23 protein-coding genes are annotated in these 25,739 nt (G+C 52.9%); 9 read left to right on the forward strand and 14 right to left on the reverse strand.

What is annotated here, in order from left to right; all coding sequences use genetic code 11:
• Nucleotides 1-71: 71 nt before the first annotated feature.
• The 4 genes from rnr to bioD all read right to left on the reverse strand — a co-directional run bounded on the left by rnr (nt 72) and on the right by bioD (nt 5,779).
• Entirely contained in the window at nt 72-3,419 is a 3,348-nt protein-coding gene (gene rnr / locus DCC81_RS25755; protein WP_205686415.1) for a ribonuclease R, read from the reverse strand.
• Nucleotides 3,420-3,490: 71 nt separating this feature from the next.
• Nucleotides 3,491-4,579, reverse strand: coding sequence for a tetraacyldisaccharide 4'-kinase (lpxK, locus tag DCC81_RS23235; protein ID WP_240613055.1), 1,089 nt, complete (start codon nt 4,577-4,579; stop codon nt 3,491-3,493).
• A complete protein-coding gene (locus DCC81_RS23240) occupies nt 4,580-5,158 on the reverse strand; it encodes a 5-formyltetrahydrofolate cyclo-ligase (RefSeq protein WP_108689048.1) in 579 nt (192 codons plus the stop codon).
• 3 nt (nt 5,159-5,161) lie between these two features.
• Complete coding sequence (bioD, locus tag DCC81_RS23245; protein WP_108689049.1) at nt 5,162-5,779, reverse strand: dethiobiotin synthase; 618 nt, start codon at nt 5,777-5,779, stop codon at nt 5,162-5,164.
• 140 nt (nt 5,780-5,919) lie between these two features.
• Here bioD and DCC81_RS23250 point away from each other — a divergent pair, with 140 nt between their 5' ends.
• Together DCC81_RS23250 and DCC81_RS23255 are read left to right on the forward strand one after the other, a co-directional pair.
• Nucleotides 5,920-7,278: a pyridoxal-phosphate dependent enzyme gene (locus DCC81_RS23250; protein WP_108689050.1), complete on the forward strand. Its 1,359-nt coding sequence runs from the start codon at nt 5,920-5,922 to the stop codon at nt 7,276-7,278.
• Between the two features lie 30 nt (nt 7,279-7,308).
• Nucleotides 7,309-8,094, forward strand: coding sequence for a helical backbone metal receptor (locus DCC81_RS23255; protein ID WP_108689303.1), 786 nt, complete (start codon nt 7,309-7,311; stop codon nt 8,092-8,094).
• Between the two features lie 12 nt (nt 8,095-8,106).
• On the opposite strand, the gene DCC81_RS23260 is transcribed toward DCC81_RS23255, so the two are convergent.
• The 4 genes from DCC81_RS23260 to DCC81_RS23275 are packed head-to-tail and all read right to left on the reverse strand — an operon-like array spanning nt 8,107 to nt 11,543.
• A complete protein-coding gene (locus tag DCC81_RS23260) occupies nt 8,107-8,502 on the reverse strand; it encodes a DUF1634 domain-containing protein (RefSeq protein WP_108689051.1) in 396 nt (131 codons plus the stop codon).
• A gap of 17 nt (nt 8,503-8,519) precedes the next feature.
• The gene (locus DCC81_RS23265) at nt 8,520-9,353 is read right to left on the reverse strand and encodes a sulfite exporter TauE/SafE family protein (protein WP_108689052.1); all 834 of its coding nucleotides are present in this window, start codon (nt 9,351-9,353) and stop codon (nt 8,520-8,522) included.
• A 16-nt stretch (nt 9,354-9,369) separates the two neighbouring features.
• On the reverse strand, nt 9,370-9,906 hold the full coding sequence (locus DCC81_RS23270; protein WP_108689053.1) for a DUF1877 family protein: 537 nt from the start codon (nt 9,904-9,906) through the stop codon (nt 9,370-9,372).
• Nucleotides 9,903-11,543: an amidohydrolase gene (locus tag DCC81_RS23275; RefSeq protein ID WP_108689054.1), complete on the reverse strand. Its 1,641-nt coding sequence runs from the start codon at nt 11,541-11,543 to the stop codon at nt 9,903-9,905. The genes DCC81_RS23270 and DCC81_RS23275 overlap by 4 nt, the downstream gene beginning before the upstream one ends.
• A 177-nt stretch (nt 11,544-11,720) precedes the next feature.
• Here DCC81_RS23275 and fbaA point away from each other — a divergent pair, with 177 nt between their 5' ends.
• From fbaA to smpB, 3 genes are all read left to right on the forward strand, one after another.
• Nucleotides 11,721-12,788, forward strand: coding sequence for a class II fructose-bisphosphate aldolase (gene fbaA / locus DCC81_RS23285; protein ID WP_108689056.1), 1,068 nt, complete (start codon nt 11,721-11,723; stop codon nt 12,786-12,788).
• 287 nt (nt 12,789-13,075) lie between these two features.
• A complete protein-coding gene (gene accD / locus DCC81_RS23290; RefSeq protein WP_108689057.1) occupies nt 13,076-13,924 on the forward strand; it encodes an acetyl-CoA carboxylase, carboxyltransferase subunit beta in 849 nt (282 codons plus the stop codon).
• Between the two features lie 26 nt (nt 13,925-13,950).
• Entirely contained in the window at nt 13,951-14,397 is a 447-nt protein-coding gene (smpB, locus tag DCC81_RS23295; RefSeq protein WP_108689058.1) for an SsrA-binding protein, read from the forward strand.
• A 112-nt stretch (nt 14,398-14,509) separates the two neighbouring features.
• Here the strand turns inward: smpB and DCC81_RS23300 are convergent, their stop codons facing one another.
• Nucleotides 14,510-15,001: an SRPBCC family protein gene (locus DCC81_RS23300; protein ID WP_108689059.1), complete on the reverse strand. Its 492-nt coding sequence runs from the start codon at nt 14,999-15,001 to the stop codon at nt 14,510-14,512.
• Between the two features lie 122 nt (nt 15,002-15,123).
• On the opposite strand from DCC81_RS23300, the gene DCC81_RS23305 reads away from it, so the two are divergent.
• The 3 genes from DCC81_RS23305 (at nt 15,124) to DCC81_RS23315 (ending at nt 17,447) form a co-directional block, all read left to right on the forward strand.
• Nucleotides 15,124-16,275, forward strand: coding sequence for a tetratricopeptide repeat protein (locus tag DCC81_RS23305; protein WP_133177778.1), 1,152 nt, complete (start codon nt 15,124-15,126; stop codon nt 16,273-16,275).
• A gap of 21 nt (nt 16,276-16,296) precedes the next feature.
• Nucleotides 16,297-16,746 carry an META domain-containing protein gene (locus DCC81_RS23310; RefSeq protein WP_108689061.1) on the forward strand — a complete coding sequence of 150 codons (450 nt, stop codon included), beginning with the start codon at nt 16,297-16,299 and terminating at the stop codon, nt 16,744-16,746.
• A gap of 230 nt (nt 16,747-16,976) precedes the next feature.
• Nucleotides 16,977-17,447 (forward strand): hypothetical protein, encoded by a 471-nt coding sequence (locus DCC81_RS23315; protein WP_133177779.1) that lies wholly within the window; start codon nt 16,977-16,979, stop codon nt 17,445-17,447.
• 24 nt (nt 17,448-17,471) lie between these two features.
• On the opposite strand, the gene rnhA is transcribed toward DCC81_RS23315, so the two are convergent.
• The 3 genes from rnhA to DCC81_RS23330 form a co-directional block, all read right to left on the reverse strand.
• On the reverse strand, nt 17,472-17,930 hold the full coding sequence (gene rnhA / locus DCC81_RS23320) for a ribonuclease HI (RefSeq protein ID WP_108689063.1): 459 nt from the start codon (nt 17,928-17,930) through the stop codon (nt 17,472-17,474).
• A gap of 159 nt (nt 17,931-18,089) precedes the next feature.
• The gene (locus DCC81_RS23325) at nt 18,090-19,727 is read right to left on the reverse strand and encodes an acyl-CoA carboxylase subunit beta (protein WP_108689064.1); all 1,638 of its coding nucleotides are present in this window, start codon (nt 19,725-19,727) and stop codon (nt 18,090-18,092) included.
• 316 nt (nt 19,728-20,043) lie between these two features.
• Entirely contained in the window at nt 20,044-20,988 is a 945-nt protein-coding gene (locus tag DCC81_RS23330) for a bifunctional helix-turn-helix transcriptional regulator/GNAT family N-acetyltransferase (RefSeq protein ID WP_165806709.1), read from the reverse strand.
• Between the two features lie 247 nt (nt 20,989-21,235).
• Here DCC81_RS23330 and DCC81_RS23335 point away from each other — a divergent pair, with 247 nt between their 5' ends.
• On the forward strand, nt 21,236-22,183 hold the full coding sequence (locus DCC81_RS23335; protein WP_108689066.1) for a DnaJ C-terminal domain-containing protein: 948 nt from the start codon (nt 21,236-21,238) through the stop codon (nt 22,181-22,183).
• 171 nt (nt 22,184-22,354) lie between these two features.
• Here the strand turns inward: DCC81_RS23335 and DCC81_RS23340 are convergent, their stop codons facing one another.
• Entirely contained in the window at nt 22,355-24,502 is a 2,148-nt protein-coding gene (locus tag DCC81_RS23340; protein WP_108689067.1) for a S9 family peptidase, read from the reverse strand.
• 90 nt (nt 24,503-24,592) lie between these two features.
• The gene (locus DCC81_RS23345; protein ID WP_108689068.1) at nt 24,593-25,681 is read right to left on the reverse strand and encodes a mechanosensitive ion channel family protein; all 1,089 of its coding nucleotides are present in this window, start codon (nt 25,679-25,681) and stop codon (nt 24,593-24,595) included.
• Nucleotides 25,682-25,739: the final 58 nt, after the last annotated feature.

A 25,739-nucleotide genomic window follows, 5' to 3' on the forward strand; every position in this document is an offset into this window, starting at 1 on the left:
CTTGGGCAGTAGGTAACGACAAAAAAAGCCCGGAGCTTTTCTCCGGGCTTTAGGGACTTCCTGGTGGAAGGTTATTTCTTTTTCTTCACGGCTGCTTTTTTGGCGGCGGCTTTAGGCGCGGGTTTCGCGGCTTTCTTGGCAGCTGCTTTGGGCTTGGCCCTGGAGGTTGTTTTTGTGGCGGCTTTGGCTGTTGGCTTGGCAGTAGCTTTCTTTGCGGCTGCTTTGGAAGCGGGTTTCGCGGCCTTTACAGCAGCTTTTTTGGCGGCCGCTTTTTTAGCGGGGGCCTTGGCCGTGGTTTTGGCTGCGGCTTTTTTCGGAGCGGCTTTGGTGGCCTTTTTCGCAGTTACGGCTTTCTTGGCCGGTGCGGTAGCTTTCTTCGGCGTTTCCTTTTTAGCGGCGGTGGTTTTGGTTACCTTTTTCTTTGGCGCTTCTTTCACCTTTTTCGCAGCGGCTCTTTTGGCCGGTTCGGCTTTTTTCGGAGCGGCTTTGGCAGTTTTTTCCGCAGTGGTGGCTACTGTTTTGGCTTTCAGCTTTTTAGCGGTAGCAACGGCTGCTGCTTTTTTCTCTTCTGTTTTGGCAGCTTTGGTGGTAGCGGCTTTGGTGGCTGCTTTAGCCGTTTTTGCCACGGCCTTTTCAAATTTGGCTGCTTCTTTCAGTTGCTTGGCCGGAATAGCTTTGGATTTTGGTTTTACCTTTTTCAGGTCCTCTTTCGCGGCTTTTTCCGGTGCGGCTGCTGTGGCCTTGGTTTTCTTAGCCGGGGCTTCTGCGGCTTTGGTAGCCTTTTTAGCGGCAGTTTTCTTCACCGGTTCTTCTTCCACGGGGGCGGCTTTTTTAACGGCCTGTTTGGTGGCTTTCTTAGCTGGTGTGGCTACTACCGGTGCTGCTTTTTCCTTACCCTTGTCCTTGCCTTTGGTCTTAGTGGCTGGTGCGGGTGTGGCTTCCACGGGTGCTGGTGCAGCAGGAGTACCAGCAGCGGCTGCGGCTTCCCTGGCCAGGCGTGCTTCTTCCATGGCGCGTTGTTTACGGGCCTTTTCACGCAGCTTGCGCTTTTGATTCTTGGACAGCTTGGGCGCTGGCTCCTGGCCGCTGATGGGTTGTGCCTGGCCCTGCAACGGTTTGCCGGAAACGGGGCGCTGTGGCTGGTTTTCGGCTTGTTCCTGTTGCTCGCCTTCCTGGGCTTTATACTCGCGTTTTTTATCACGGCGCTTTTTCTTCCGTTCGCGGTTGCGCTGGCGGCGGCGTTCGCGTTCAGCTTCGCTGAGGCCCTGCTCCTGCTGTTGCTCCACTGCTTCCGCTTCTGCTTCCTGTTCCTGGGGAGCGGCCAGTGGCTTGGGCTTTTGTTTGTGCTTGTGCTGCGGTTGCTGGCGGCCTACGTTGGTGCGCATTACATCGCCGGGGGCGCGGCCATAGCCAGGTTCGTCCAGGTCGTAGTCCAGCTGGCGTTTATCCAGGTTAGCGGCTACTACCTTGATCTTTACTTTATCACCGATGGAGAATTTGATGCCGGTATTAGCACCCACCAGGGCGTATTCATTTTCGTTGTAGCGGAAATCGTCCTTGGCGGTGAGGCTGTGGATGCTTACCAGGCCTTCGCACTTGGTATCTACGGTCTCTACCCAGAAACCGAAGTTGCTCACGCCGCTGATCACGCCGGCAAAAGTATCGCCAATGAACTGCTGCATGTATTCCACCTGCTTGTATTTGTTGCCGGCGCGCTCACTTTCCATGGCCTTGCGTTCCATTTCAGAGCAGTGTTTGCACTTGGCATCCATTTCAGGGTCGGGGCGCACTTCGTTGTTCAGGCATTCCTGGATCACGCGGTGCACCAGCACGTCCGGATAGCGGCGGATGGGTGATGTGAAGTGGGCGTAATGTTCAAAGCCCAGGCCATAGTGGCCAATGTTTGACGTCGTGTAAGATGCTTTGGCCATGGTGCGGATGCCCATGGTTTCCAGCACGTGCTGCTCGGGGCGGCCATGCGCCAGTTGCAGCATTTTATTGAAGGAGGCGGCAATGGTCTCCGGTGTATGCATATCGAATTTATAGCCAAACTGCAGGGCGAACACGGAGAATATCTTCAGTTTCTCTTCATCCGGGTTATCATGCACGCGGTATGGGAAGGGCACGGGCTGGCCATTCACCCGCAGGCTGCTTACGTATTCTGCCACGGTGCGGTTGGCCAGCAGCATGAGTTCTTCAATGAGCTGGTGGGCTTCCTTACTTTCTTTCAGTATTACGCCAATGGGCTTGCCGTCAGGGTCCAGCTGGAATTTCACTTCCGTGGATGAGAAGTTGATGGCGCCATTGCGGAAGCGATCTGCCCGCAGCTGGCGGGCCATGTTATTGAGCAGCAGGATCTCATTGCGATAATGGGGGCCTTTGCCGGATTCAATGACTTCCTGCACTTCTTCGTAGGTGAAGCGGTGGTCGGAGTGGATCACGGTGCGGCCTATCCATTTGTTCTTCACTTTCCCGTCTGCCGTCATTTCAAACATGGCGGAGAAAGTGAGCTTATCTTCATGCGGGCGCAGGGAGCAAAGCTCGTTGGAGATCTTTTCCGGCAGCATGGGTAGCACGCGATCCGGCAAATACACGCTGGTAGCGCGTTTGTAGGCTTCTGCGTCCAGGGCGGAGCCGGGGCGCACATAATAGCTTACATCTGCAATGTGCACGCCTACTTCATAGTTACCTGTTTTGAGGAGGCGGATGGAAATGGCGTCATCAAAGTCTTTGGCGTCGTAAGGGTCTATGGTGAAGGTGGTTACCTTGCGGAAATCTTTACGTTTGGCTACTTCTTCCTGGGGTATTTCCTGGGGCAGTTTGTTGGTTTCTTCCATCACTTCATCGGGGAAGTTGAGGATAAAGCCATTGTCCAGCAGGATCTCTTTCATGGCCATATCACCGGCGTTGCGGGCGTCCAGGATCTCTACCACTTCCCCGGAGGGCTTGCGGCTTTTGCCGGACTCACCGCCCCAGCTGGTGATCTTTACCAGGGCCTTATCCCCGTTCACACCGCCTTTCAGCGCAGAGAGGGGAATATAAATATCGGGCAGCGTTGCATTGCGTTCAGACACGAGGAAAGCAAAGTTGTCACTCACCTGGAGGGTGCCGGTAAATTCGCTCTTCTTGCGGGTGTTCACCTGGGTGATCACTCCTTCCATACGGCCTTTGCCCTGGTGGACCACCTTTACGGTTACTTCATCGCCATTTTGCGCAGTGTTCAGATCATGGGGTCTTACCATAATATCGCGCTCCACGCCTTCTACGATCACGAAGGCCATGCCGGAACGGGTAATTTCTAACTTGCCAGTGTAGGTCTGGCCCGAGGAATTATTGTGTTGCTGCTGATGATGACGCTGTTGGTGATGGTTATGACTGCCCCGATTTGTATTCTTTTTTTTGTTCTTGTTTCTTGACATTGGGATGTTCGCTTGGTATTAGTTGTTAGTGACACGGCCCTCTATGTTTGTTGCATTCCCGGGCCCGTGTGTTAAGCATTCTGTTCCGCCGAGGCCGAGATCAGCGTATTTGCTATATAATCAAAAATATAATTATTAAATGAATCTCCCGCCTGATCCAGGAAGGAAATTTCTATGGGCATCACCGCGATGGTGAGCCCTGCTGCTTCAATCTCCTGCTGCAGCAGGTGCAGGCGCACGGCGTCTTTCTCGGTCGTGATCACCAGTTTGCGTGCACCGGGCAGGTCGTCCAGCTCTTTCCGGATCTTTGCCACGTCTGCAGGTCCGTAATAATAATGATCGGCAAAAGGCAGGAGGAACACCTTTTTGAACGATTGCTGTAGATGCCGCAGCAACGGCTCCGGGCGGGCTATGCCGGCCACCACCAGTACCGCATCGTATTGCCCCGGGTCAAAGGGCTCTGCGGTAAAAAGATCATACAACTGGCCGTACTGCAGGGCCGTGAAGTACAATTGCTGACCGGGCTGGGGCGCAATCTCCCGGCGGATGGCGTCCATTTCTTCCTTACCCAGGTCTGGCGGGCATTTGCTCACGATGATCACATTGGCCCGGAGGTAACCTTTCCGGCCTTCTCTCAGGTAACCAAAGGGCACCACGTGGTCTTTCGTGAAGCGGCGGCTGTAATCGGTCAGGAGGATGTTGAGCCCCGGTTTCACCGAGCGGTGCTGGAAAGCATCGTCCAGCAGGATCACCTGGGTATCGGGTACATCGCTCACCAACTGCGGAATGGCCAGCATGCGCTCCTCGCCTACACACACCGTAATGTCGGGGAATTTGCGGTGGAACTGCATGGGCTCATCCCCGATGTCATTGGCCGTGCTGCGGGCACCTGCCAGCACGTAGCCCCTGGTGCGGCGCTGGTAGCCGCGGCTCAGCGTGGCCACCCGGTATACGTCTTTCAGCAGCCGGATGAGGTACTCTACATGCGGGCTCTTGCCGGTGCCCCCCATTGATAAGTTGCCTACGGCGATCACTGGCAGGCTAAACTCCACGGCCGTAAGCACTTTGGAGTCGTATAAGCGGTTGCGCAGCCACATGATAAGGCCATACAGCAAAGAAAAGGGGTACAGCAGGAACTTCAAATATCTGAGCACGTTCATTTAGCTTTTAAAATCATAAATCGCCTGCGGCGTGATGGCCATCTTCAGCCGTACATCCCAGGGACCGGCATCATCGATGGCCGGCACCGGGTCAAACTGGCTGAGGCCAACGGTCAGTACATCCGGGCGGCATTGCTGCAAAAAACGGTCATACATGCCCTTACCGTAGCCGGCCCGGTGGCCCCGGAGGTCAAACGCCAGCAGGGGCACAAATACCAGGTCTATGCTGGAAGGCGCCACCAGCGTGCCTCCCGCGGGTTCCGTCATACCGTAGCGATGGGTGGTCAGCACGGTATGCGCATCCCAAAGATAATGCAGCATTTGACTGGTTTGCATGTCTGTGCTAGATAAAACTAAATTAACCTGCGGATGGGCCTCCCGCAACCATTGGGCCAGGGGCCGGGTGTCCACCTCTTTTTTTGCATCAATGGGCAGGAACAGGTGCACATAGCGCATGCTGCTGTAATCGAGGTCCATGCAGTGTTGCAGGATAGCGGCATTGGCAGTGGCAGCAGCCGTAGCGGGGAGATTGAGCCGCTTTTCCAGGTAAGTGATGCGCAGGTCTTTTTTAGTAGGCATGGCTTATCCGAAATTAAACGTCTGCGCTTTTACAAAAGCTTTGTCTATGTGGTCTGCAAACGGGATGCGCCCCAGTTTGGGGTACCTGCTCCAGCGCACAATGTCGTTTTCGTTGCTGTTTTCCGGGCCGTTAAAGATCCAACCCATCACCGGAGCGCCTTTTGCCCGCAGGATCTCCGCGGTCAGCAAAGCGTGGTTAATGCTCCCCAGGTAGTTCTGGGCCACAATGATCACGCGCGCCTGCAGTTGCAATACCATGTCCAGCATGAACTGGTCTTCATTAAGTGGTACCAGGATGCCGCCGGCGCCTTCTATCACCAGGGGACGTACCACGGGCTGGTGCTTTCTGGCCTGCTCCACGATGGGGCGCAACTGGATGGTGACACCTTCCATGCGGGCTGCCAGGTGCGGACTGGCGGGCGCTTTGAGCTTGTACAGCTCCGGGTGGCAGATCGTAAAATTGTTGCTGATCAACGCTTTCACGGTATCGCGGTCGGTACCTTCCATCAGGCCGGTCTGCACGGGCTTCCAGTAGTCGGCCTGCAGGGCTTCGGTAACGCAGGCGGCAGTAATGGTCTTTCCCACACCGGTACCTATCCCTGTGATAAAAATGCTGTTCATGGACGCAAAGGTAGTGTTTCGCGTACAACGTACAATGTACAGCCTACAATGTACCTCCTGGAGCGGAAATGACGTCGCGGTATGCTGTACGCCCTACTTTGTACAATTTCACTACATTCGCAAGGAATCATTTTTCCATTATGAAAATTTGCAACAACATCCTTGATACCATTGGCAATACCCCGATGGTAAAGCTGAATAAGATCACGGCAGCCCTGCCCTGCACGGTGCTGGCCAAGGTGGAATTCTTTAACCCCGGTAATTCTATTAAAGACCGCATGGCCATTAAAATGGTGGAAGTGGCAGAAGCAGACGGGCGCCTGAAACCCGGCGGCACCATCATTGAAGGCACTTCCGGCAATACCGGCATGGGGCTGGCCCTGGCAGCGGTGATCAAAGGTTACAAATGCATTTTTACCACCACAGATAAGCAGTCCAAGGAAAAGATGGACATCCTCAAAGCGCTGGGCGCAGAGGTGATCGTGTGCCCCACCAACGTGGAGCCGGAAGATCCCCGCTCCTACTACTCCGTGAGCAAGCGCCTGGCCAAAGAAGTGCCCAATTCCTGGTACGTGAATCAATATGATAACCTGGCCAACCGCGATGCGCACTATGAGCAAACGGGCCCCGAGATCTGGGAACAAACGGATGGAAAGATCACCCACCTGGTAGTGGCCACCGGCACCGGAGGCACCATTACCGGCACCGGCAAATACCTGAAGGAAAAAAATCCGGATATTAAAGTGTGGGCCATAGACAGCTACGGCTCCCTGCTGAAAAAATACTTTGAAACCGGTGAGCTGGATATGAGTGAAGTATACCCTTACATTACGGAAGGCATTGGGGAAGACTTTGTACCGGAGAACTATGACATGGACGTGATAGACCAGTTTGAAAAGGTGACGGATAAAGACGGCGCCGTGATGGCGCGCCGCATTGCCAAGGAAGAAGGCATCTTTGTGGGTTACTCCGCCGGATCCGCCCTGGCAGGCCTTATGCAGCTGAAAAGCCAGTTGAAGCCTGCTGATGTAGTGGTAGTGATCTTCCATGACCACGGCAGCCGCTATGTAGGCAAAGTATACAACGACCAGTGGATGATGGAACGGGGTTTCCTGGATGTAAAGACCGTGAAAGATGTAGTAGGCGCCCGCGCCGGCAAGCCCCTGGTGACCATCAGACCGGATGAAAAAGTGAGCGACGCCATCGCCAAAATGAAGAAGTTCGACATTGAACATATTCCCGTGCTGCAAAACGGCGATGTGATAGGTTCCGTATCTGAAAACGGCTTGTTCCTGCGCCTCATTGACGACGCCAACATTAAAGAGGCTGCCGTGAAAACCGTGATGCAGCCTGCATTTCCGCTGGTAGGGATGGATACGCCCATTGAGAAATTATCTTCCTACATCAACAAAGAAAATGGTGCGGTACTTACGAAGGATGACAGTGGTAACTATCACATTGTAACGAAGTATGATATTATACAGGCGTTAGGAAGTTAAATGATGTACATGGTACCTGGTACAAATGCTATGAAAATATTCACCGATCAATTACAACGCACTGTGCGCCTGGGTTTCCCGCCAAGGCGCATTGTTTCTTTGGTGCCATCGCAAACGGAGCTGCTGCATGCACTGGGCCTGGAAGCGGAAGTGGTAGGCATTACTAAGTTCTGCATCCACCCGGCGGCGTGGTTCCGTAGCAAGACCCGGGTGGGTGGCACCAGGCAGCTGAATATAGAGACCATCCGCCAGTTGCAACCGGACCTGGTCATTGCCAACAAGGAGGAGAATGAGCAGGTACAGATTGAAGCACTGGAAAAGGAATTCCTTGTGTGGGTGAGCGATATACAAACCTTGCCGGATGCGGGTGATATGATGCTGCGGGTGGGCGCGCTCACCGGCCGCGCGGAAAAAGCACAGGAGATCGTGAACGAAATTATGCAGCGCTTTGCGCAGCTGGCAGTAGCTGTGGCAGGCACCAAACGCAGGCGGGTGGCTTACTTCATCTGGCGTAACCCCTGGATGGTAGCGGCTTCGAACACGTTCATTGATTGCATACTGGACCAGTATGGGTTTACAAATGTATTTGCAAAAGAAAGCCGCTATCCTGTTTTTACCACGGAGCAGCTGCGCAAGGTAGATTGCGACCTGGTACTGCTTTCATCGGAGCCTTATCCATTTGGGGAGAAACATATGGCAGAGATGCACGATATATTTCCCGGCGCCATCATCAAGCTGGTGGATGGGGAAATGTTTTCCTGGTATGGCAGTCATTTGTTGCAAACGCCCGGCTATTGGGGCCAGGTGGCAGGATAAGCGGCCAGCGCGTTATCCCTTCAGCCCACCGAAAATGCTGGTCATCATTACCAGCAATACCAGCAACGTAATGCCGATATACAGCTTGTCCTTTTCCAAAACAAAGCCCACGAGTGAAAATGCCACGCGGAGAATGGGCGTAGCAATGAGCAACAGTGCGCCTAACTGGATGATCTCCGGGGAACTGCCGGTCACTGCCCCGTGGAAAATGCCGCTGTAGGTGGTGTAGCCATTGGTTTCCCCTTTAAAGACATTGTAGGCGGGCACCGGTAAATTACCTTTCATCATAAGATAACAAACCCCGCCGATAAAAGCTACAAGGCAGGCCGTGAGTACGCCATAGCGCAGCAGTTGCCCCACCAGTTGTTCTACATCCGTATCTTTCCAGCTGCGGTTTTTCTTTTCCATGTGTAACCGGTTTAACGTTAAAACTTGTGCTGGTAGCCGTTATAGATCATCTCTATGGCTACAAAGGTGATGGCTACGCAAAAGATGAGGCGCAGCGCCCTGGTGTTCATGCGCATCAGCAGTTTGGAACCGGTGAAAGCACCGGCCAATACACCGAGCATTACCGGAAATGCGAGCCCGGGGTCCACGTACCCACGTTGCAGGTACACCACCGCGCTTGCCGCTGCGGTGACGCCGATCATAAAATTACTGGTGGTAGTGCTCACTTTGAATGGGATGCGCATGGCCGTGTCCATAGCCAGTACTTTTAATGCGCCGGAGCCAATGCCCAGCAGGCCTGAGATAATGCCGGCCAGCGTCATGATGGAAAAGCCGGCGCCTACGTTCTTCAACTGGTAGGCCACTTCTCCGTGGTCTGTTGGGTATGTGTTATTAAGTTTGAGGATGCCCGCCCACTTACTGCCGGTGGTGAGTGCCTGCTCGTTCTTTTTTCTTAACGTCATGATGGCGGAAAAGATCAGCACTATACCAAAAAGAATGGCAATGGTGTTGGTAGGGGTATACACGGCTATCAGCGCACCCAGCACGGCGCCTATGGTAGTGGCTATTTCCAGGAACATACCCAGCCGCATGTTGGTAATGCCTTCCTTTACATATGCACTGGCAGACCCGCTGGAAGTGGCAATGGAGGCGAGCAGCGCTGCCCCGATGGCGTAGCGGATGTCCACGCCAAAGGCCAGGGTAAGCAGTGGAATGACCACCACGCCGCCACCCAGCCCGGTAAGGGAGCCGAGCAAACCGGCCAGGTAAGCGCCAGCCAGGAGAATGAGACTGAAGGTGAGTATTGTCATAAGGGGAGGTTATGTATCATTGGCACACTATATAACAGTCATGCTTATACGCTTTTTCCATCAGCTCTTTTAACACCAGGAAATCATTAACCAGGTGCAGCATGTTATACAGCTTCCCTTCCTTCAGGTCATCTGTCCACTCGCCGGGGTAAATATCATTCTCATTAAGTTCCTCCGCATCATATGCATCCTCCACCTGCACTTCATCCAGTGTATGCAGCAGGTCGCGGATCTGCGCTACTACATCCGGTGATTGATAGTGCAGGCCTTCTTCAATGGCATCGCCCAGTGCTTCAAAGTGGGCTGCATTCCAGTTGCTGAAATCAATGTCCTGCGCTTCACCGATGAAAGCATCGGGATAAAAAATAGCATTCACCAGGATCTCCGTATCCTCATCACTGATCAGTATTTTGTCCAGCAGGAACAGTAATGCATCTGCACTGCCCTGGAAACGGGCATGTGCAACAGCGCCTTTGGACGGATCGGCACCGGGGCCGCTGAGGGCCTGGAAAGCCTTGGCTGGCAAGGCATACAGGGTTCTTACTTCGCTCATTCTTTGTCAAATACTTTTTCCCCGCCAATGAAAGTGGCGAGTACCTTGGTTTGCAATACTTGTTTGGCATCCACCTTCATCAGGTCCTGGTCCAGGATGATGAAATCCGCTTTCTTACCGGGCTCCAGGCTGCCTACTTCTGTTTCCAGGAAGTCTGCTTTGGCGGCCCAGATGGTCATGCCGCGCAGGGCCTGTTCCCGGGTCAGGGCATTTTCCATCTGGAAACCGCCTGCGGGATAGCCGCTGGTATCTTGCCGGAAAACCGCTGCCAGGAAGGTTTTGAAGGGAGATATATCTTCCACGGGGAAGTCTGTGCCCAGGGGCAGCCAGCCATTTTGTTTCAGCAACTGCTGGTAAGCATAAGCACCTTTGAGCCGCTCCTCGCCCAGCCTTTCACCGGCCCAGCGCATATCGCTGGTAGCGTGGGTGGGTTGCACGGAAGGGATGATGCTGGCCTGGCCAAACAGGGCAAAGTCCTGCGGATCCACAACCTGCGCGTGCTCTATGCGCCAGCGTTTATCATTTTTACCGGACAGGTATTTATTGTAAATATTTAAGATAGTACGGTTACCGGAATCGCCAATGGCGTGGGTACACATCTGGAACTCCGTGGTGGAAAGCATATTTGCAATGGAATCGAAATGTGCAGGGCTGCTCAGCAGGAAACCATTCCAGCCGGGCTTGTCGCTGTAGGGCCGCAACAGGCAGGCGCCCCGGCTGCCCAGTGCTCCATCTGCATACACTTTTACGCCGTGCACATACAGGCGGTCTGTTTTGTAAGGGCCGCGGTGCAGGTAATAAGCGTAATTGGCGCTATCGTCAGACATCATTACATACAGGCGCATTTTCAGTTTGCCTTCCTGCTGCAAGGCATCCATCATATTAATGGCATCCACCTCCAGGCCGCAATCCGTGATCATCGTGAGGCCCTGTGCAAAGCAATTGGTTTGCGCAGCACCCAGCCATTTTTCAAGCAACGCTTTATTGGCCGCAGGCTCCACGGCTTCCATACGGTGCGCGGCATTATCCACCAGCACGCCGGTCAGCACACCGTTACTGGTCTCAATGCTGCCGCCTTCTATTTTGTCGCCGGCCTTGATGCCGGCCAGTTCCAGGGCTTTGGCATTGGCCAGCACGGCGTGGCCATCCACCCGGGAGAGTACCACGGGTTTATCCGGGAATAGATCATTGAGCACTTTATTATCCGGGAAGGCCTTGCCGGGCCAGCGGTTCTGGTCCCACCCGTTGCCGGTGATCCATGTTTCTCCGGGATGCGCAGCTGCAAAGGCTTTTACGCGTGCGGTCACTTCCTCAAAACTATTGGCGCCGTAGAGGTTTACGGCATAAAGGGATTTGCCATATTCCAGGAAATGCGCGTGGGCGTCTATGAACCCGGGGTAGATGAATTTTCCTTTGGCATCAATGGTGTTCTGCGGGTCAAAGCGGGCCTGGAGGCCGGCCGTAGTGCCGGTAGCTACCACGTGCCCGCCCTGGATCACGATGGCTTCTGCGGTGGAGAATGCGCTGTCTATCGTATATACATGCGCGTTATACACCAGCAGGTCGGCCGGCTTGCGGGAATTGCAGGCAGTGGCCAGTATGAGCAGGGCTACAAGGAAGGTGTGCAACTGTTTCATAGCAGGTATTTGGGTATAAATATAAAAGATAACTGCCACATGCCCCGGTATTTGAAAGTTGGAAATGACGGGCGGGAAATTGCATGCCCGCCAATTTGGACGTTTTCGAAACATTCCTGCCAGATTTGCATTTTGCCGGCAAGGATTATATATTTGCTTTCCTTTAAACGAAGAAACATGGGAAAATACAGAGCTGGCGTATTATTCGGCGATGAGCTGAAAGCGCTGTACAATGATGCGAAAGCACAAGGTTTTGCAATGCCTGCAGTAAACGTAATCGGTACTGATTCCATTAATGCAGTGCTGGAAACAGCCGCTAAAGTGAACTCTCCGGTAATTATTCAGTTCTCCAACGGTGGCGCGCAATTCTTTGCGGGCAAAGGTATGCCGAATGACAAACTGCAAGCAAACATTTCAGGTGCCATTTCCGGTGCCAAGCACGTGCACGAGGTGGCCAAGTATTATGGTGTGCCCGTAGTACTGCATACCGACCACGCTGCCGCCAAATGGCTGCCCTGGATCGATGGCCTGCTGGACGCTGGTGAAGCATTTAAAAAGCAAACCGGCCAGCCCCTCTTCTCCTCCCACATGCTGGACCTGTCTGAAGAGCCCATCCACGAAAACATTGAAACTTCCAAGAAATATTTCCAGCGCATGGCCCCCCTGGGCATGTCCATCGAAATTGAACTGGGTGTAACCGGCGGTGAAGAAGATGGTGTGGACAACAGTGGTGTAGACAACTCCAAGTTGTATACCCAGCCGGAAGACGTAGCCCTGGCTTACGAAACCCTGTCTGAAGTGAGCCCCCTGTTCACCATCGCGGCAGCTTTCGGTAACGTGCATGGCGTGTACACGCCTGGTAACGTGGAACTGCGTCCCGAGATCCTGAAGAACAGCCAGGACTTTATCCAGGCAAAACATAAAACCGCTGAAAAGCCCGTGTACTATGTATTCCATGGCGGTAGCGGCTCTCCTAAACACCAGATCGCGGAAGCGCTGACCTACGGTGTGATCAAGATGAACATTGATACTGATATGCAATGGGCATTCTGGGAAGGCATCCTGCATTACTACAAATCCAAAGAAGGCTACCTGCAGTCACAGCTGGGCAACCCCGAAGGTGCAGACAAGCCGAACAAAAAATACTACGATCCGCGCGTATGGCTGCGTAAGGGCGAAGAAAACTTCGTAAAACGCCTGGAAGAAGCATTCCAGGACCTGAACTGCATTAACCGTAACGCATAAATGCATCCAAGCTATAAGCCCCACGTTGTTTTGCCAGCGTGGGGCTTTTCCTTGCTACCTAAGACCCAGGGCACAACACCTAAGGCCCGGTAATATATAATGATATTTATATATTGTTTGCGAACATAATATGAGATTGCGCGACAAATAACGTAGATTTGCCAATTGAAACCCATAATGTATTTGAAATCAATCTGTTTCGTCACCAAAATAAGAATATGAATGGCTGTCTATGAATTTATTCGTATCTTGCACGCCTTTACGTATTCGTAACTCAATATTAACATATGTCCAGCTGGTTTAAACGCATTAAACAAGGCATCTCTACATCTACCAGTGAAAAGAAAGAAGCACCGGACGGATTATGGCATAAATGTCCTAGCTGTAAGAAAACCTACACCGTACGTGACCTCCGGGAAAACTACTATGTGTGCCCGAACTGCAATTTTCACAACCGCATTGACTCTAAAGAATACTTCGAAATTATATTTGACGATAAGAAAGGCGCTGAGCTTTTCGCTAACATTTACCCTAAGGATTTCCTGGGCTTCAAGGACCTGAAACCGTATGACCAGCGCCTGGTGGAAGCGCAGAAAAAATCCGGCCTTACGGATGCCATGCGCGTGGCGCATGGCGAAGTAGGTGGTTATGGCCTGGTGGTGGCCTGTATGGACTTCTCCTTCATTGGTGGTTCTATGGGCTCTGTGGTGGGAGAAAAGATTGCCCGTGCCATTGATTATTGCATTGCCCACAAAAAGGCCCTGCTCATCATTTCCAAATCCGGCGGCGCCCGTATGATGGAAAGTGCTTTCTCCCTGATGCAGATGGCCAAAACATCGGCCAAGCTTACCCAGCTGGCGGATGCCAGGATCCCCTACATTTCACTGATGACAGACCCCACCACCGGTGGTGTTACTGCCTCTTACGCAATGCTGGGTGATCTGAATGTGGCGGAACCCGGCGCCCTCATTGGTTTTGCCGGCCCCCGCATCATTAAGGAAACCATCCGCAAAGACCTGCCCCCTGGTTTCCAGAGCGCAGAATTCCTGCTGGAGCACGGCTTCCTGGACAAGATCGTAGACCGTAAAGAACTTAAACAACAACTGACGGTACTGCTGCAGTTGTTTGCACACTAATACCTGCCGCCGGCAGTGTACATTTTATGAAAAAACTGGAATTAAAGAACAGATCGGCTTACTATGAATATGCGATTGAAGACAAATACATCGCAGGCATGGTACTTACCGGCACGGAGATCAAATCCATCCGCGCGGGTAAGGTGAGCTTTAACGATTCCTTCTGTTTCTTTGACCGGGATGAGCTGTGGGTAAAGAGCCTGCACATTGCAGAATATTCCTTTGGCACCACGGCAAACCACCTTCCCCTGCAGGAACGTAAGTTACTGCTCACCAAAAAAGAGTTGCGCAAGTGGCAGCAGAAGATGAAAGAACGCGGCTATACCATTATCCCGCTGCGGATCTTCATCAATGACAAGGGCCTTGCCAAAATGGAAATTGGCCTGGGTAAAGGAAAGAAGCTGCATGATAAGCGGGACACTATTAAGGAACGTGAAGCAGACCGGGAACTGAGAAGGAATTATAAAGTATAAAGACATAGCAAAAGGCCGTCCCGGTTGGGGCGGCCTTTTGCTATGGAGAATTGGCGGGCAGGCAATTCTCTGCTCAATCATTTCCCACTTTCATCTTACGTTGTTGCGGGGATCACGGCCGCGATGAAAATCCCACCAAAGCTACCCCCAGCTTTGCCGCCAGTCCTTCCGCGCCCCAGCGCATCACCTCCCGGTGGTTTGCATGAAAGAAAGGCCTGGCCAATGGCGCAAGGACATTCATCCATCGCTTTTTCGTACATACGTTCCAGTTATACTTCACATTTACAATCCCATCCGCCGCCGTGATGTGAAAGATCCCCTCCCCTTCCAGGTCGCCGGTACAGGCGCAGCGCAGCAGTGTGTAAGGTATTTCCGCTAGCAGTTCCAGGTTGAAACGCAGCACATAAGGCATGCGGCTACGCAATGCATAGGCGTTCACCGCATGCAGGCCATCGGCATCCGCCGGGCAAAGGTTCGTTACGGAGAGAATGCCTTTCCACCACGTGGGCCATTGCTCCGTGGCGTAAATGACATCCCACACGGCGGGCAGGGACGCCTGCAACTGCCAGTTGGTTTCAAAACGGTAAATGGCGGGTTGAATCATGACAACACAAATTACTAATTCCGGGCCAGTGACAAATTATAATTAGTTTTAATGCTTTTGTGGGTGGTTTAAACTTAAAATACTATTTTGGCACCCTGAATCATACCTATCAACGTACCTGCATGTTTCCCGTACTCAGAAAGTCCCTCCTGCTCCCTGCACTTGCGCTCCTGTTGCTTTTTGCCTGTAAGAGCGGTGAAAAATTATACAATAAAGGCCGCTATGACGAGGCGGTGAATGCCTTTGTAAAGAAACTGCAGCAACGCCCGCAGGATGAAACCGCCCTGCGCCTGTTGCGGGAAGCCTACAACCAGTCCCTGGCCTCACACGAGGCAGTGGTGAACCGCTACCTGGTGTCTAACGATGCCCTGAAATGGGAAGGCATCAAGCAGGAATACCGTGCCATGCAGGCATTGTATAACGCGATCCACACCAGCCCGGCCGCACTGGGCGTGGTGACGCCCAAAGATTATTCCGCTGATATTTCAGGTGCCCGGCAGAATGCCGCGGATGTTCGCTACCAGCGTGGCGTGGCTTTATTGCAGCAAAACAACAAAAGCGCTTCCCGCCAGGCTTTCGATGAATTTGTGGCCTGCCTGGCGCAGCAACGTGATTATAAAGACGCCGCTGCCCTGCGCGACCAGGCATTTGCCGAAGGCGTGACCAACGTGATCGTAAGCCGCATCGAGGTTCGTTCTCCTTACTACCAGTTCACGGTAGACCAGTTCCGCAATTCGCTGGTCAATGACCTGAAGAATGCCAGTGACATGGGACGCTTTGTACGCTATTATGATGAATCTGAATTGACCACCAACAATATCCGCCCGGATGCCTGGCTGCAGATGCAGTTCTTCGACTTTGTAGTGGGCGAAACCCACACAGACCGTTACGCACAGGACCTGAGCAGGGATGTGGTGGTACAACTGAACCAGCAAGACAGCACCGGCAAATACCTGGAACGCCACATCACGGTAAGAGGCACGCTCACCACCATTACCCGCACGGTGATCACCAAGGGTATGATGGACTATCAGCTGGTAGCGCAGGGTAGTAACCGCATGATCTCCCAGGACCGTCTGCCGGGCAGCTTTACCTGGCAAAACCAGTTTGCCATTTTTAAAGGAGATGACCGGGTGCTGGATGATGCGCAGCGCAAGCTGTTGCAGAACAGGGACGTGCCGCCCCCGCCGCCCCAGGATCTTTTTATGGCGTTTACCCGTCCTATTTATAGTCAAATGGCCGGGAATTTGCAGCGCCTATCGGGTGTTTTGTAAAACAACATTAAAACCCCGCGTATGAAAAGAATGTTCGTGATGGGATGTTTGCTGGCCGCCGTAAGTACCTGGACAGCCTGCTCCCACTCCAAATCCGCCACTGGCGCCACTTCCAATGCTACTTCTGAAAATCCCTCCCTGCTGTACGACAAGGACTGGAGGCTGGTGAGCATGCAGGGGGAGCTGGTTGACACCGCCGGCATGCACCGCATCCCCGCTATCCGCTTTGGCAAATCGGACCACCGTGTAAGCGGCAATGGTGGCTGCAACGGGATGGGCGGTACCTTCACCGTTACGGGCGATAAACTGCATTTCTCCCCGCTGATCTCCACCAAGATGGCCTGCCCTAACCTGGACGTGGAAAATAAGTACTTTAAGCTCCTGGACCAGGCTACCCGTTTTGAGGTAAGCGAGGGGCGCCTGGAGCTGTTCAATGACAGCGGGTCCATCCTGCTGTTTGCGAATCCATAATTTTTTTGACACGCATTCGAAATAAACCTATATTTATAACGTTATAGCAACAGTCGAACGAGAGCACCCGGGCCCGCCCGGAGTGCTCTTTTTTGTATTCTTTACGATTATTTAACAAGAAAAAGACAATTCCATTGCAGTCGCGGTTGGCTGCATGGGGCGTCCCCTTTAATTTTGCAACATCCAAAACGGAAGCGTACCGAACCCGTCAACAAGTGCTGAATCACAACATGAAGAATATTAAAGTAATCATCGCCGTCGTTGCCATTGTGGGGGTATTTGCTGCCTGCCATAAGGCACAGGATACTACCTTGCCGAATGCCTTTTCGCTGAATGGTACCATGTACGGCACCCCTGTGGCCACTGCGGTTACCGCCGGTACCGCATACCAGGTGCTGACCCTCAGCAACGGGAATGTCAATGACTCCACGAGCCCCCGCGTGATCTTTGCCGTGGACTCGCTGGTAACGCCCTGGAGCTACCAGCCTTACGATTCATCCTCCCCCGCCAGCTACAACAGCATGCTGATGGCACAGGTGAGCTATAAAGACTCTACCCATAAAACCCTCACGAAACTACTGGATGGTACACTGACCATTCACAAGACCAATCCCACCCATTTTGTAATTGATTACGCCCTGGCGTATGATACGGTTTCCCTGACGGGCCATTTTAGCGGGACGATTGAGGGGTTGAAATAGCGGTGTACGCGCTGCGCAGCAGCGCTAGGCATCATTTTTAAAACCCCAGTCAGCCAGGTGAGGACCGTTATCGGCGGCCTGGGTGGCTAACTGGTCGCAGCGGATGTTGCCTTCATTAGTGGCGTGGCCTTTTACCCACTGGAAGCGGATCTTGTGCTTTTTGAGCAAAGGAATGAGGCGTTCCCAAAGGTCGCGGTTCTTTTTGTCCTTGAAGTTGGTGCGTTGCCAGTTCCAGAGCCATCCTTTTTCAATGGCATTTACTACGTACTGGCTGTCTGTGTAAAGGATGATGTCCAGTCCTTCGCGGTTCAGGGCTTCCAGGGCGGCAATGACGCCCATCAGCTCCATGCGGTTGTTGGTGGTATTGCGGTAGCCCTGCGATAGTTCCTTCTGGACCTTGCCCCAGATCATCACCACGCCATAACCACCCGGGCCTGGATTGCCGCGGGATGCACCATCGGTATATATGATCAGTTGCGACATGAATTAAATTGTAGAGGTATTGTGTAGTAAGTATGATGTAATCCTTACTGCACCGTACAAATTTGAGCGGGCGCAAAAATAACATTTTGGAGTACATGATCAAAGCAAACATCCACTTCTCCGTACTTATACTTACTACATAATACCTGCTAACACCCGCTACACCTGTATCACACCCACATTGAAAGCCTGCTCCAAAGGCGCCTGGTTGGCGGCCTGCAGGCTTTGGGCAATGATCTTGCGGGTATCTGCCGGATCAATGATCTCATCTACCCAGAGGCGGGCGGCGGCATAGTAGGGAGTGGTCTGCTCATTATAGCGTGTAGTGATCTCCGTTAGTAGTTTTTGCTCTGCCTCCGGGGTAATGGTTTCCCCTTTGGCTTTGAGGGTGGCTACCTGGATCTGCAACAGGGTTTTGGCAGCCTGCTCCCCTCCCATTACGGCTATTTTGGCATTGGGCCATGCAAAGATGAAGCGGGGATCGTAGGCTTTGCCACACATGGCGTAGTTGCCTGCCCCGTAAGAATTTCCCACGATCACGGTGATCTTGGGCACCACAGAGTTGGCCACGGCATTCACGAGTTTTGCGCCGTCCTTGATAATGCCGGCGTGCTCGCTGCGGCTGCCCACCATGAAGCCGGTAACGTCCTGCAGGAATACCAGCGGGATCTTTTTCTGGTTGCAGTTCATGATAAAGCGGGCTGCCTTGTCGGCGCTATCGTTGTAGATCACGCCACCCATTTGCATTTCCCCTTTTTTGTTCTTTACCATTTTGCGCTGGTTGGCCACGATGCCTACAGCCCATCCTTCTATGCGTGCATACCCGCATAAAATGGTTTTGCCGTAATCTTCCTTGTATTCATCAAACACGCCGTCGTCCACGATGTGGGCAATGAGGTCGTGCATATCGTAAGGGCGGGTGCTATCTGCGGGTATCACGCCGTAAATGTCTGTGCTGGGGGCCTTGGGCGCCAGGGGGGCAATGTGGTCGAACCCTGCACTGGCGGGCTTTCCCAGCCGGTGCATGATCTTTTTGATATGATCCAGGCATTCCTGGTCATTGGCAAATTTATAATCGGCCACCCCGGAAATGCTGGTATGGGTAATGGCACCACCCAGGGTTTCCGCGTCCACATCTTCACCAATGGCGGCTTTCACCAGGTAAGGGCCCGCCAGGAAAATAGAACCGTTGCCTTCTACCATCAGGATCTCGTCACTCATCACGGGAAGGTAGGCGCCGCCTGCTACGCAACTGCCCATCACGGCAGCTATCTGCGTAATGCCCATGGCACTCATGCGGGCGTTGTTGCGGAATACGCGTCCAAAATGTTCTTTGTCTGCAAAGATCTCGTCCTGCATGGGCAGGTATACGCCGGCACTGTCTACCAGGTAAATGATGGGCAGGTGGTTTTCCATGGCTATTTCCTGGAGGCGCAGGTTTTTCTTGCCCGTCATGGGGAACCAGGCGCCTGCCTTTACCGTCATATCATTGGCAACGATCACGCATTGACGGCCACTCACATACCCAATACCGCCTACGGTGCCGGCAGCAGGACAACCACCCTGCTCCGCATACATTTCGTAGGCTGCAAAGGCGCCGATCTCCATGAAATGAGAACCGGGATCAATGAGGTATTCAATCCGTTCGCGGGCAGTGAGCTTGCCACGTTGTCTTACTTTTTCCAATGCTTTTTTGCCGCCCCCGTGGGCAATTTCGCCCAACTTCGTTTTCATGGCACTGGTGGCCAGTTTCAGGGCATCTTCATTCTTGTTGAACTGTAGTTTTGATGATTCCATCGGAGAGAAAATAATTTCTAAAAACAATTTCCAACTTCAGGGAAATTCCAATTTCAATTTTCAAACAGGTGGAACTTCCCGGGTGGGCTATCTGTGATGATGGTAATTCGAGGTACTGTTTTCATTTTGCAAGTGGTGTGCCTTGCAGTCACGCATTTCAATTGACGAAAAAAAAGTGGATTTACCAAAAACAAAAAGCCAGGCACTGGATGCCCGGCTTTTGAAAAATTGTTTTACGAACCTTGTGCACTTAAAATCGGAGGTCGGATCTGATGGGTGGTCTGTCCTTGAATGGGGATGGATACATCCGTGCCTCTCAACTCCAGTAATGATCTTTATCAAATCTTTGTTCGTACACATATTTGCCAAACAGCTGTGTGTACTTTTCCCCGCTTTTCTTGAAGCCTACATTTTCGAGCAGTTCTGTCATGGCAGGTTGCTCGTTGGTGGTGAACATGTTGATCTTCTGGTACAACTTGTCTTTGCAGAAGGCCAGTACATCCTGCATAATATGCATGTCCACCCCTTTACCACGGTGCTCAGGGTGCACGAAGAACCAGCGTAGCTGGGCAAGGTGGCGACTCTGGGCCAGGATGGCAGCGGCACCTACGATCTGGCCTTTGTAAGTGGCCAGCCAGATGCGGTCTTTCACCGGGTTGTAGGTCTGCATGAAATCGTTGAACTCCTTGATCACGTGCGGCTCATAGGTCTGGTTGTAACCCAGCTCAGGGCCCAGCACACTGCCGTGCAGGTAGATGAGGTAACCCAGGTCGCCGGGCTCCAGGGAGTGGCGGAATACGATGTCGTGTTGCACATCGGGCTCCATGTTGCCGTCCTTTTGCCGGAATACATCCTGGATGGTGTGCATGGCATGGACCAGGTGCTCGTGACGGGCCTCCGGCACGGGCTTCAGGAGATTGATCACCTGCGTGTCCTGGTGTTCCGCGGCTACCGCCAGCAGTTTTTTGCCTTTCCCGGTGAGTTGGATGTACTGGGTGCGCGCATCGTTGGGCACTTTGCGGCGGCTTACCAGTTGCTCGGCCTCAAAGGATTTCAGCATACGGCTCAGGTAGCCGGGGTCAATGCGCAATTGCTGGATGAGGGTGCTCGACCGGCAATTGTCCTGCTGGCTAATAGCTTGCAATACCGTCAGTTCTGTGGACGACAAGTGATGGTCCGGGATCGGTTGTTGAAGGGCATTGGATAGTTCGGTAAAGAAACCGGTAAAATCTTTCACGGTTTCAATCAAATCAGGCGTCAAGGGATTCATCTTATTAATTGTCAGCGAAAAATACAAAACAAATTGACACGGGCAAACAGTTTTCGTTGACGCAGACAATTTTACAGTAAAAATGCAACTTTTATGTGAGGAGAATGCGCTGCCGGCATTGAGCCTGAATGGGTAAGATGGCAGACCAGACATTTTTGCAGGCGGCCTCTCCCCGGCATAGCTATTGCAGTGTTTAGCCGGGCCAATTTCCCTATGACCGGCCCATTAACACGACCTTATGAACGTAAAAGATTACTATAAAATCCTGGGCGTTGAGAAGTCCGCTTCCGACGACGAAATAAAGAAGGCCTACCGCAAAATGGCCAAAAAGTACCACCCTGATAAAAATCCGGGTGACAAGGCCGCGGAGGAAAAGTTCAAGGAAGCCAATGAAGCTTACGAAGTGCTCAGCGATGCCGAAAAACGCAAGAAATATGACCAGTTTGGGTCCGACTGGCAGCACTACGAGCAGCGTGGTGGCCGCCCGGAAGATTTTGACTGGAGCAATTTTGGCGGCAATGCCTATGGTGGCGGCCATTCTTACAGCTACAACTTCGGCGGTGGCGAGGAAGAAGGTGGCCAGTTCTCCGACTTCTTTGAAGCCCTCTTCGGGCAGCGCTTTGGAGGCGGTACCGGTGGTCGCAGGCAGCAGGCAAGGGGCCCGCAGAAGGGCAATAACCTTAACGCCACGATGGAAGTAAGCCTGGAAGATGCCTACAAAGGTGGCAGCCGCCAGGTGGAAGTAAATGGCTCCCGCCTGAGCATTAAACTGAAACCCGGCCTGCAAAACGGCCAGGTGATCCGCCTCAAAGGCAAAGGCCAGGAAAGCCGCAGTGGTGGCGAGCCGGGAGACCTGCTCATTACCATACAGGTGGCGCCGGATAACCGTTTTGAACTGAAAGGACAGGATATTTACACCGACGCCCCGGTAGATCTTTACGTGGCCCTGCTGGGGGGTAAAGCGCAGGTAACCCTGCCTGGTGGCGCCATTAACATGACCATTCCCGAAGGCACTAACAGCGGTAAGGTATTCCGCCTCAAAGGCAAAGGTATGCCGGACTACCATCACCCCAACCAGGCCGGTGACCTCTTCATCAAAGTGATGGTGCAGGTGCCCACCAACCTGAGTGAAAAAGAAAAGGCCCTGTTCCGCCAGCTGGCACAGGAACGTGGCATTACCGTATAGCAACTGCAAGCAATCCAATAAACCAAACAGGCAGGTAAATTGATTTTTACCTGCCCGTTTTTTATACTGCCCGCCTGGGGATCTTTGCTCCTGCCCCCTTTCCCGGGGAGCAGCGAAAATTCACTCCGGGGCCTTGCATACCTTGGGTAAACCTGATACCCCGGAACTATTTTAGTGGATCATTTCCGGTGCTGCCGGCTTCTCCAGCAGGTAGCGATAGATAAACCGCATCTTTTCATTTTCAAAATGCGTGCGTGCCATGCCTGGCCAGCCATGGCGGCCACCCGGATAGAACATCATTTCAAAGTGCTTGTCCAGTGACTGCAGCTTGCGCACCAGTTGAAGGCTGTTCTGCAGGTGTACGTTATCATCAATAGTGCCGTGCACGATCTGCAACATGCCAGTTTTGTCGTTGTATTTATCGGCAAAGGTGAGCACTGCGCCATTCTTGTAGCCTTCAGGATTGTCTTTCGGCGTATCCATGTAACGCTCCGTGTAGTGGGAGTCGTACAGGCTCCAGTCTGTAACGCTGCCGCCTGCCATGGCGTAGTTGAATACATCGGCATATTTGGTCACCGCCAGGCAGCTCATATAACCGCCGTAGCTAAAGCCAGTGATGCAGATCTTTTTGGGGTCTGCATAGCCTTTGTTCTCCAGGTATTTTACGATGGTGGCGTAGTCTTTCAGTTCCCAATCGCCCAGGTCGCGGTACATGTAGTTGACGCCGGCTTTGCCAAACTGGCCGCTGGCGCGGTGATCCATGGCAATCTGGATAATGCCTTCCTTGGCCAGCCACTGCTGGTTTGCATTTACGCTGAAGCGGTCATACACGGTGCCTGCATTAGGGCCTCCATAAATGCTGATCAGCACGGGGTAGCGTTTGGTGCTATCCATGTGCAGGGGCCAGGTGATAACGGCCGGCAGGTCAAATTTACCATCCTCACTTTTTACGCGGATCAGTTCTGTTTTAGCGTATTCGTACTTGTCGTAGTCAGCGCCTTTGCTGTCTGCAATGTTGGCGATCACCTTGCCGGTATTGGCTACCAGGGCCACTTTCGTGGGGGTGTTGATATTAGAGTACGTAGTTACGAAGTACTTGCCGGTGGGCGATACATTTACATCATTGTAATAATCGCCGGAGGTGAGGCGCTTAAAGCCGCTGCCATCCAGCTTTACACTGTACAGGTCTATGCGGGTGCTGTTTTCCTTGCGGGCGGTAAAGTATACCACGCCTGCTTTTTCATCAATGCGGGGCACGGCCAGCACGGAATACTCACCGGGTGCCAGTTGGCGGATCAGCTTACCCTGCATGTCGTGGTAGTACATTTGCATCCAGCCACTTTTATCGCTGAGGTATACGTAGCCTTTGTTGTTTGCCAGGAAGTTGAAACGGTCTACACGGTCTTCCAGGTCAATCCAGGTTTTCTGCTGCTCACGGTATAACTCAGATTTGGCGCCGGTTTCCAGGGAAATGGCGTAGAGGTGGTAATCGTTCTGGTCGCGGTTCAGCCATTGTACCCAGAGAGAGCTGCCGCTGGCATCCCAGTGCGGGGTGCCAAAGTACTGGTCGTCTTTTTCGTTGAAGTCGGCCCATACGGTTCTGGCAGTATTGATGTCTGCAATGCCCACTTTTACCTCGGGGTTGGGATCACCGGCTTTGGGATAGCGGGTGTTTTCCAGGAAGCCATGCTGGCCGGTTTCATCGTAGATGGGGAACACGGGCACCATGCTTTCATCCGTGCGGAAGTAAGCAATGTGTTTGCTGTCGGGGCTCCACCAGTAGGCTTTGTACTGGGTGGCACGGCCCAGGATCTCTTCCATGTACACCCAGCTGGCGTAGCCATTCAGGATGGTGCTGGTACCATCGGTGGTGAGCTGGGTTTCTTTATTGGTCTGCAGGTCATACACGTACAGGTTATTGGCCCGGGTGTATGCTGCGTGCAGGTGGTCAGGAGAAAGCGTGGGTACTTTTTCGGCGGTCTCCGTTTTGGTGAGCTGGCGTTCACCATTGGCGTCTTTATAAAATACGTCGCCGTCTTTCAGGAATACAGACTGTGGTGCGGCTGCGGGCTGGGCTTCCGTGGCGGTGGCAGGGCGGTTTTTACCGGTGGCGGCATTATAGATCACGTAGGTGGACGCGCCGTTATTGCGTTGTTCCAGGAGCACTTCATGGTCATTGAGCCAGAAGCGGGGAACGGGCAGGGACTGGGTGATGGCTGCGGACTTGTCGTGGGTGAGCGCGTCGGCGGCAAGGGGCCGCTGCTGGGCGTTTGCGGCGACTGTCATCAGCAAGGCCATGGACGCTAGTTGATATCGCATCAAGGTTTTTAGATTTTGTTGCAGTTTGAAAATGATGGCACGTAAAATAGGGAAAAAATGGAAAGTTGTCGTGTGAGGTGGGGGGCGTGGTTAATTTTGAGGATGTTCGGTTGGTGTGGTCTTAATATCGGCCCTTGTTTTCGGCAGGCAACCGGGATAGTTGATCTGCACAAAATCAATGAGTTTTTCCCTTACATAGCAACGCAGGTCAAAGGCGTTGCCACTGTTGGTGGCGCTCATGAGGGCGCGGACCTCGATGGTATGTTCGCTGGCGTTGGTCACCTGGATGGAATTCACGCGTTTGTCCCACAGCGGGTTTTCGTTGAGCAGGCGGGTAAACTCCTTGCGCAGCGGTTGTATGGGCATGGAATAATCCAGGTACAGGAAGGCAGTGCCCAGGATAGCGGCACTGTTGCGGGTCCAGTTCTGGAAGGGTTTTTCAATGAAATAATTAATGGGAAGAATAAGGCTGCGCTGGTCCCAGATGCTTACCACTACGTAGGTGAGCGTGATCTCTTCTACCCGGCCCCACTCCTCTTCCACCACCAGCACATCGTCTATGCGGATGGGTTGTGTAAAGGCGATCTGGAAGCCGGCCAGCAGGTTGCCCAGGGATTTCTGGGCGGCAAAGCCGATGATGATACCGCCCACGCCCACGCCGGTGAGCAGGCCGGTGCCCAGCTTGCGGAGGTGGTCAAAACTGAGCAGGATGGCACATATAGCCAGGATTACGATCACGCTGATCATAAACTTGCGTATAAACGTGATCTGGGTGCGGATCTTGCGCTCCCGCAGGTTGTCGGTCTTGCTCAGGTCGTACACGTGGAAAACGTAGTCTTCAAATACTTTTACAATGCCGATGAGCAGGGCCGCAAAGGCCAAGGTGAGGAAGATATCTACCGCTTTGTCGAACACCATTTCGTCCTTGCGGCTCAGGCGCATGTAGGGCTGTACCACGTTGAGGATCAGGAAAGGCAGCAGGTAATTTACCGGGCGGCCCAGGTTGCGCAGGATGGAGCGCAGGAGTGAAAACCCTTCTTTCTTGCGGGCAGAGAGTTTTAAAATACCTGCCAGCAGGAACTTAATGAGCAGGCCCACTACCAGCGCACTGGCCACCAGTAACAGGTTCCAGAAGAAATCAGGCAGGTGATCCAGCGTGTTGTAAATATTATTCCACATACGGCGTGTCTTGGTTGGGCTTAGTGTAACAAAATACGTTCCAGTGAAAGGGGGCCCG

This window comes from Chitinophaga parva (genome assembly GCF_003071345.1).
In the GTDB taxonomy this organism is placed as follows: domain Bacteria; phylum Bacteroidota; class Bacteroidia; order Chitinophagales; family Chitinophagaceae; genus Chitinophaga; species Chitinophaga parva.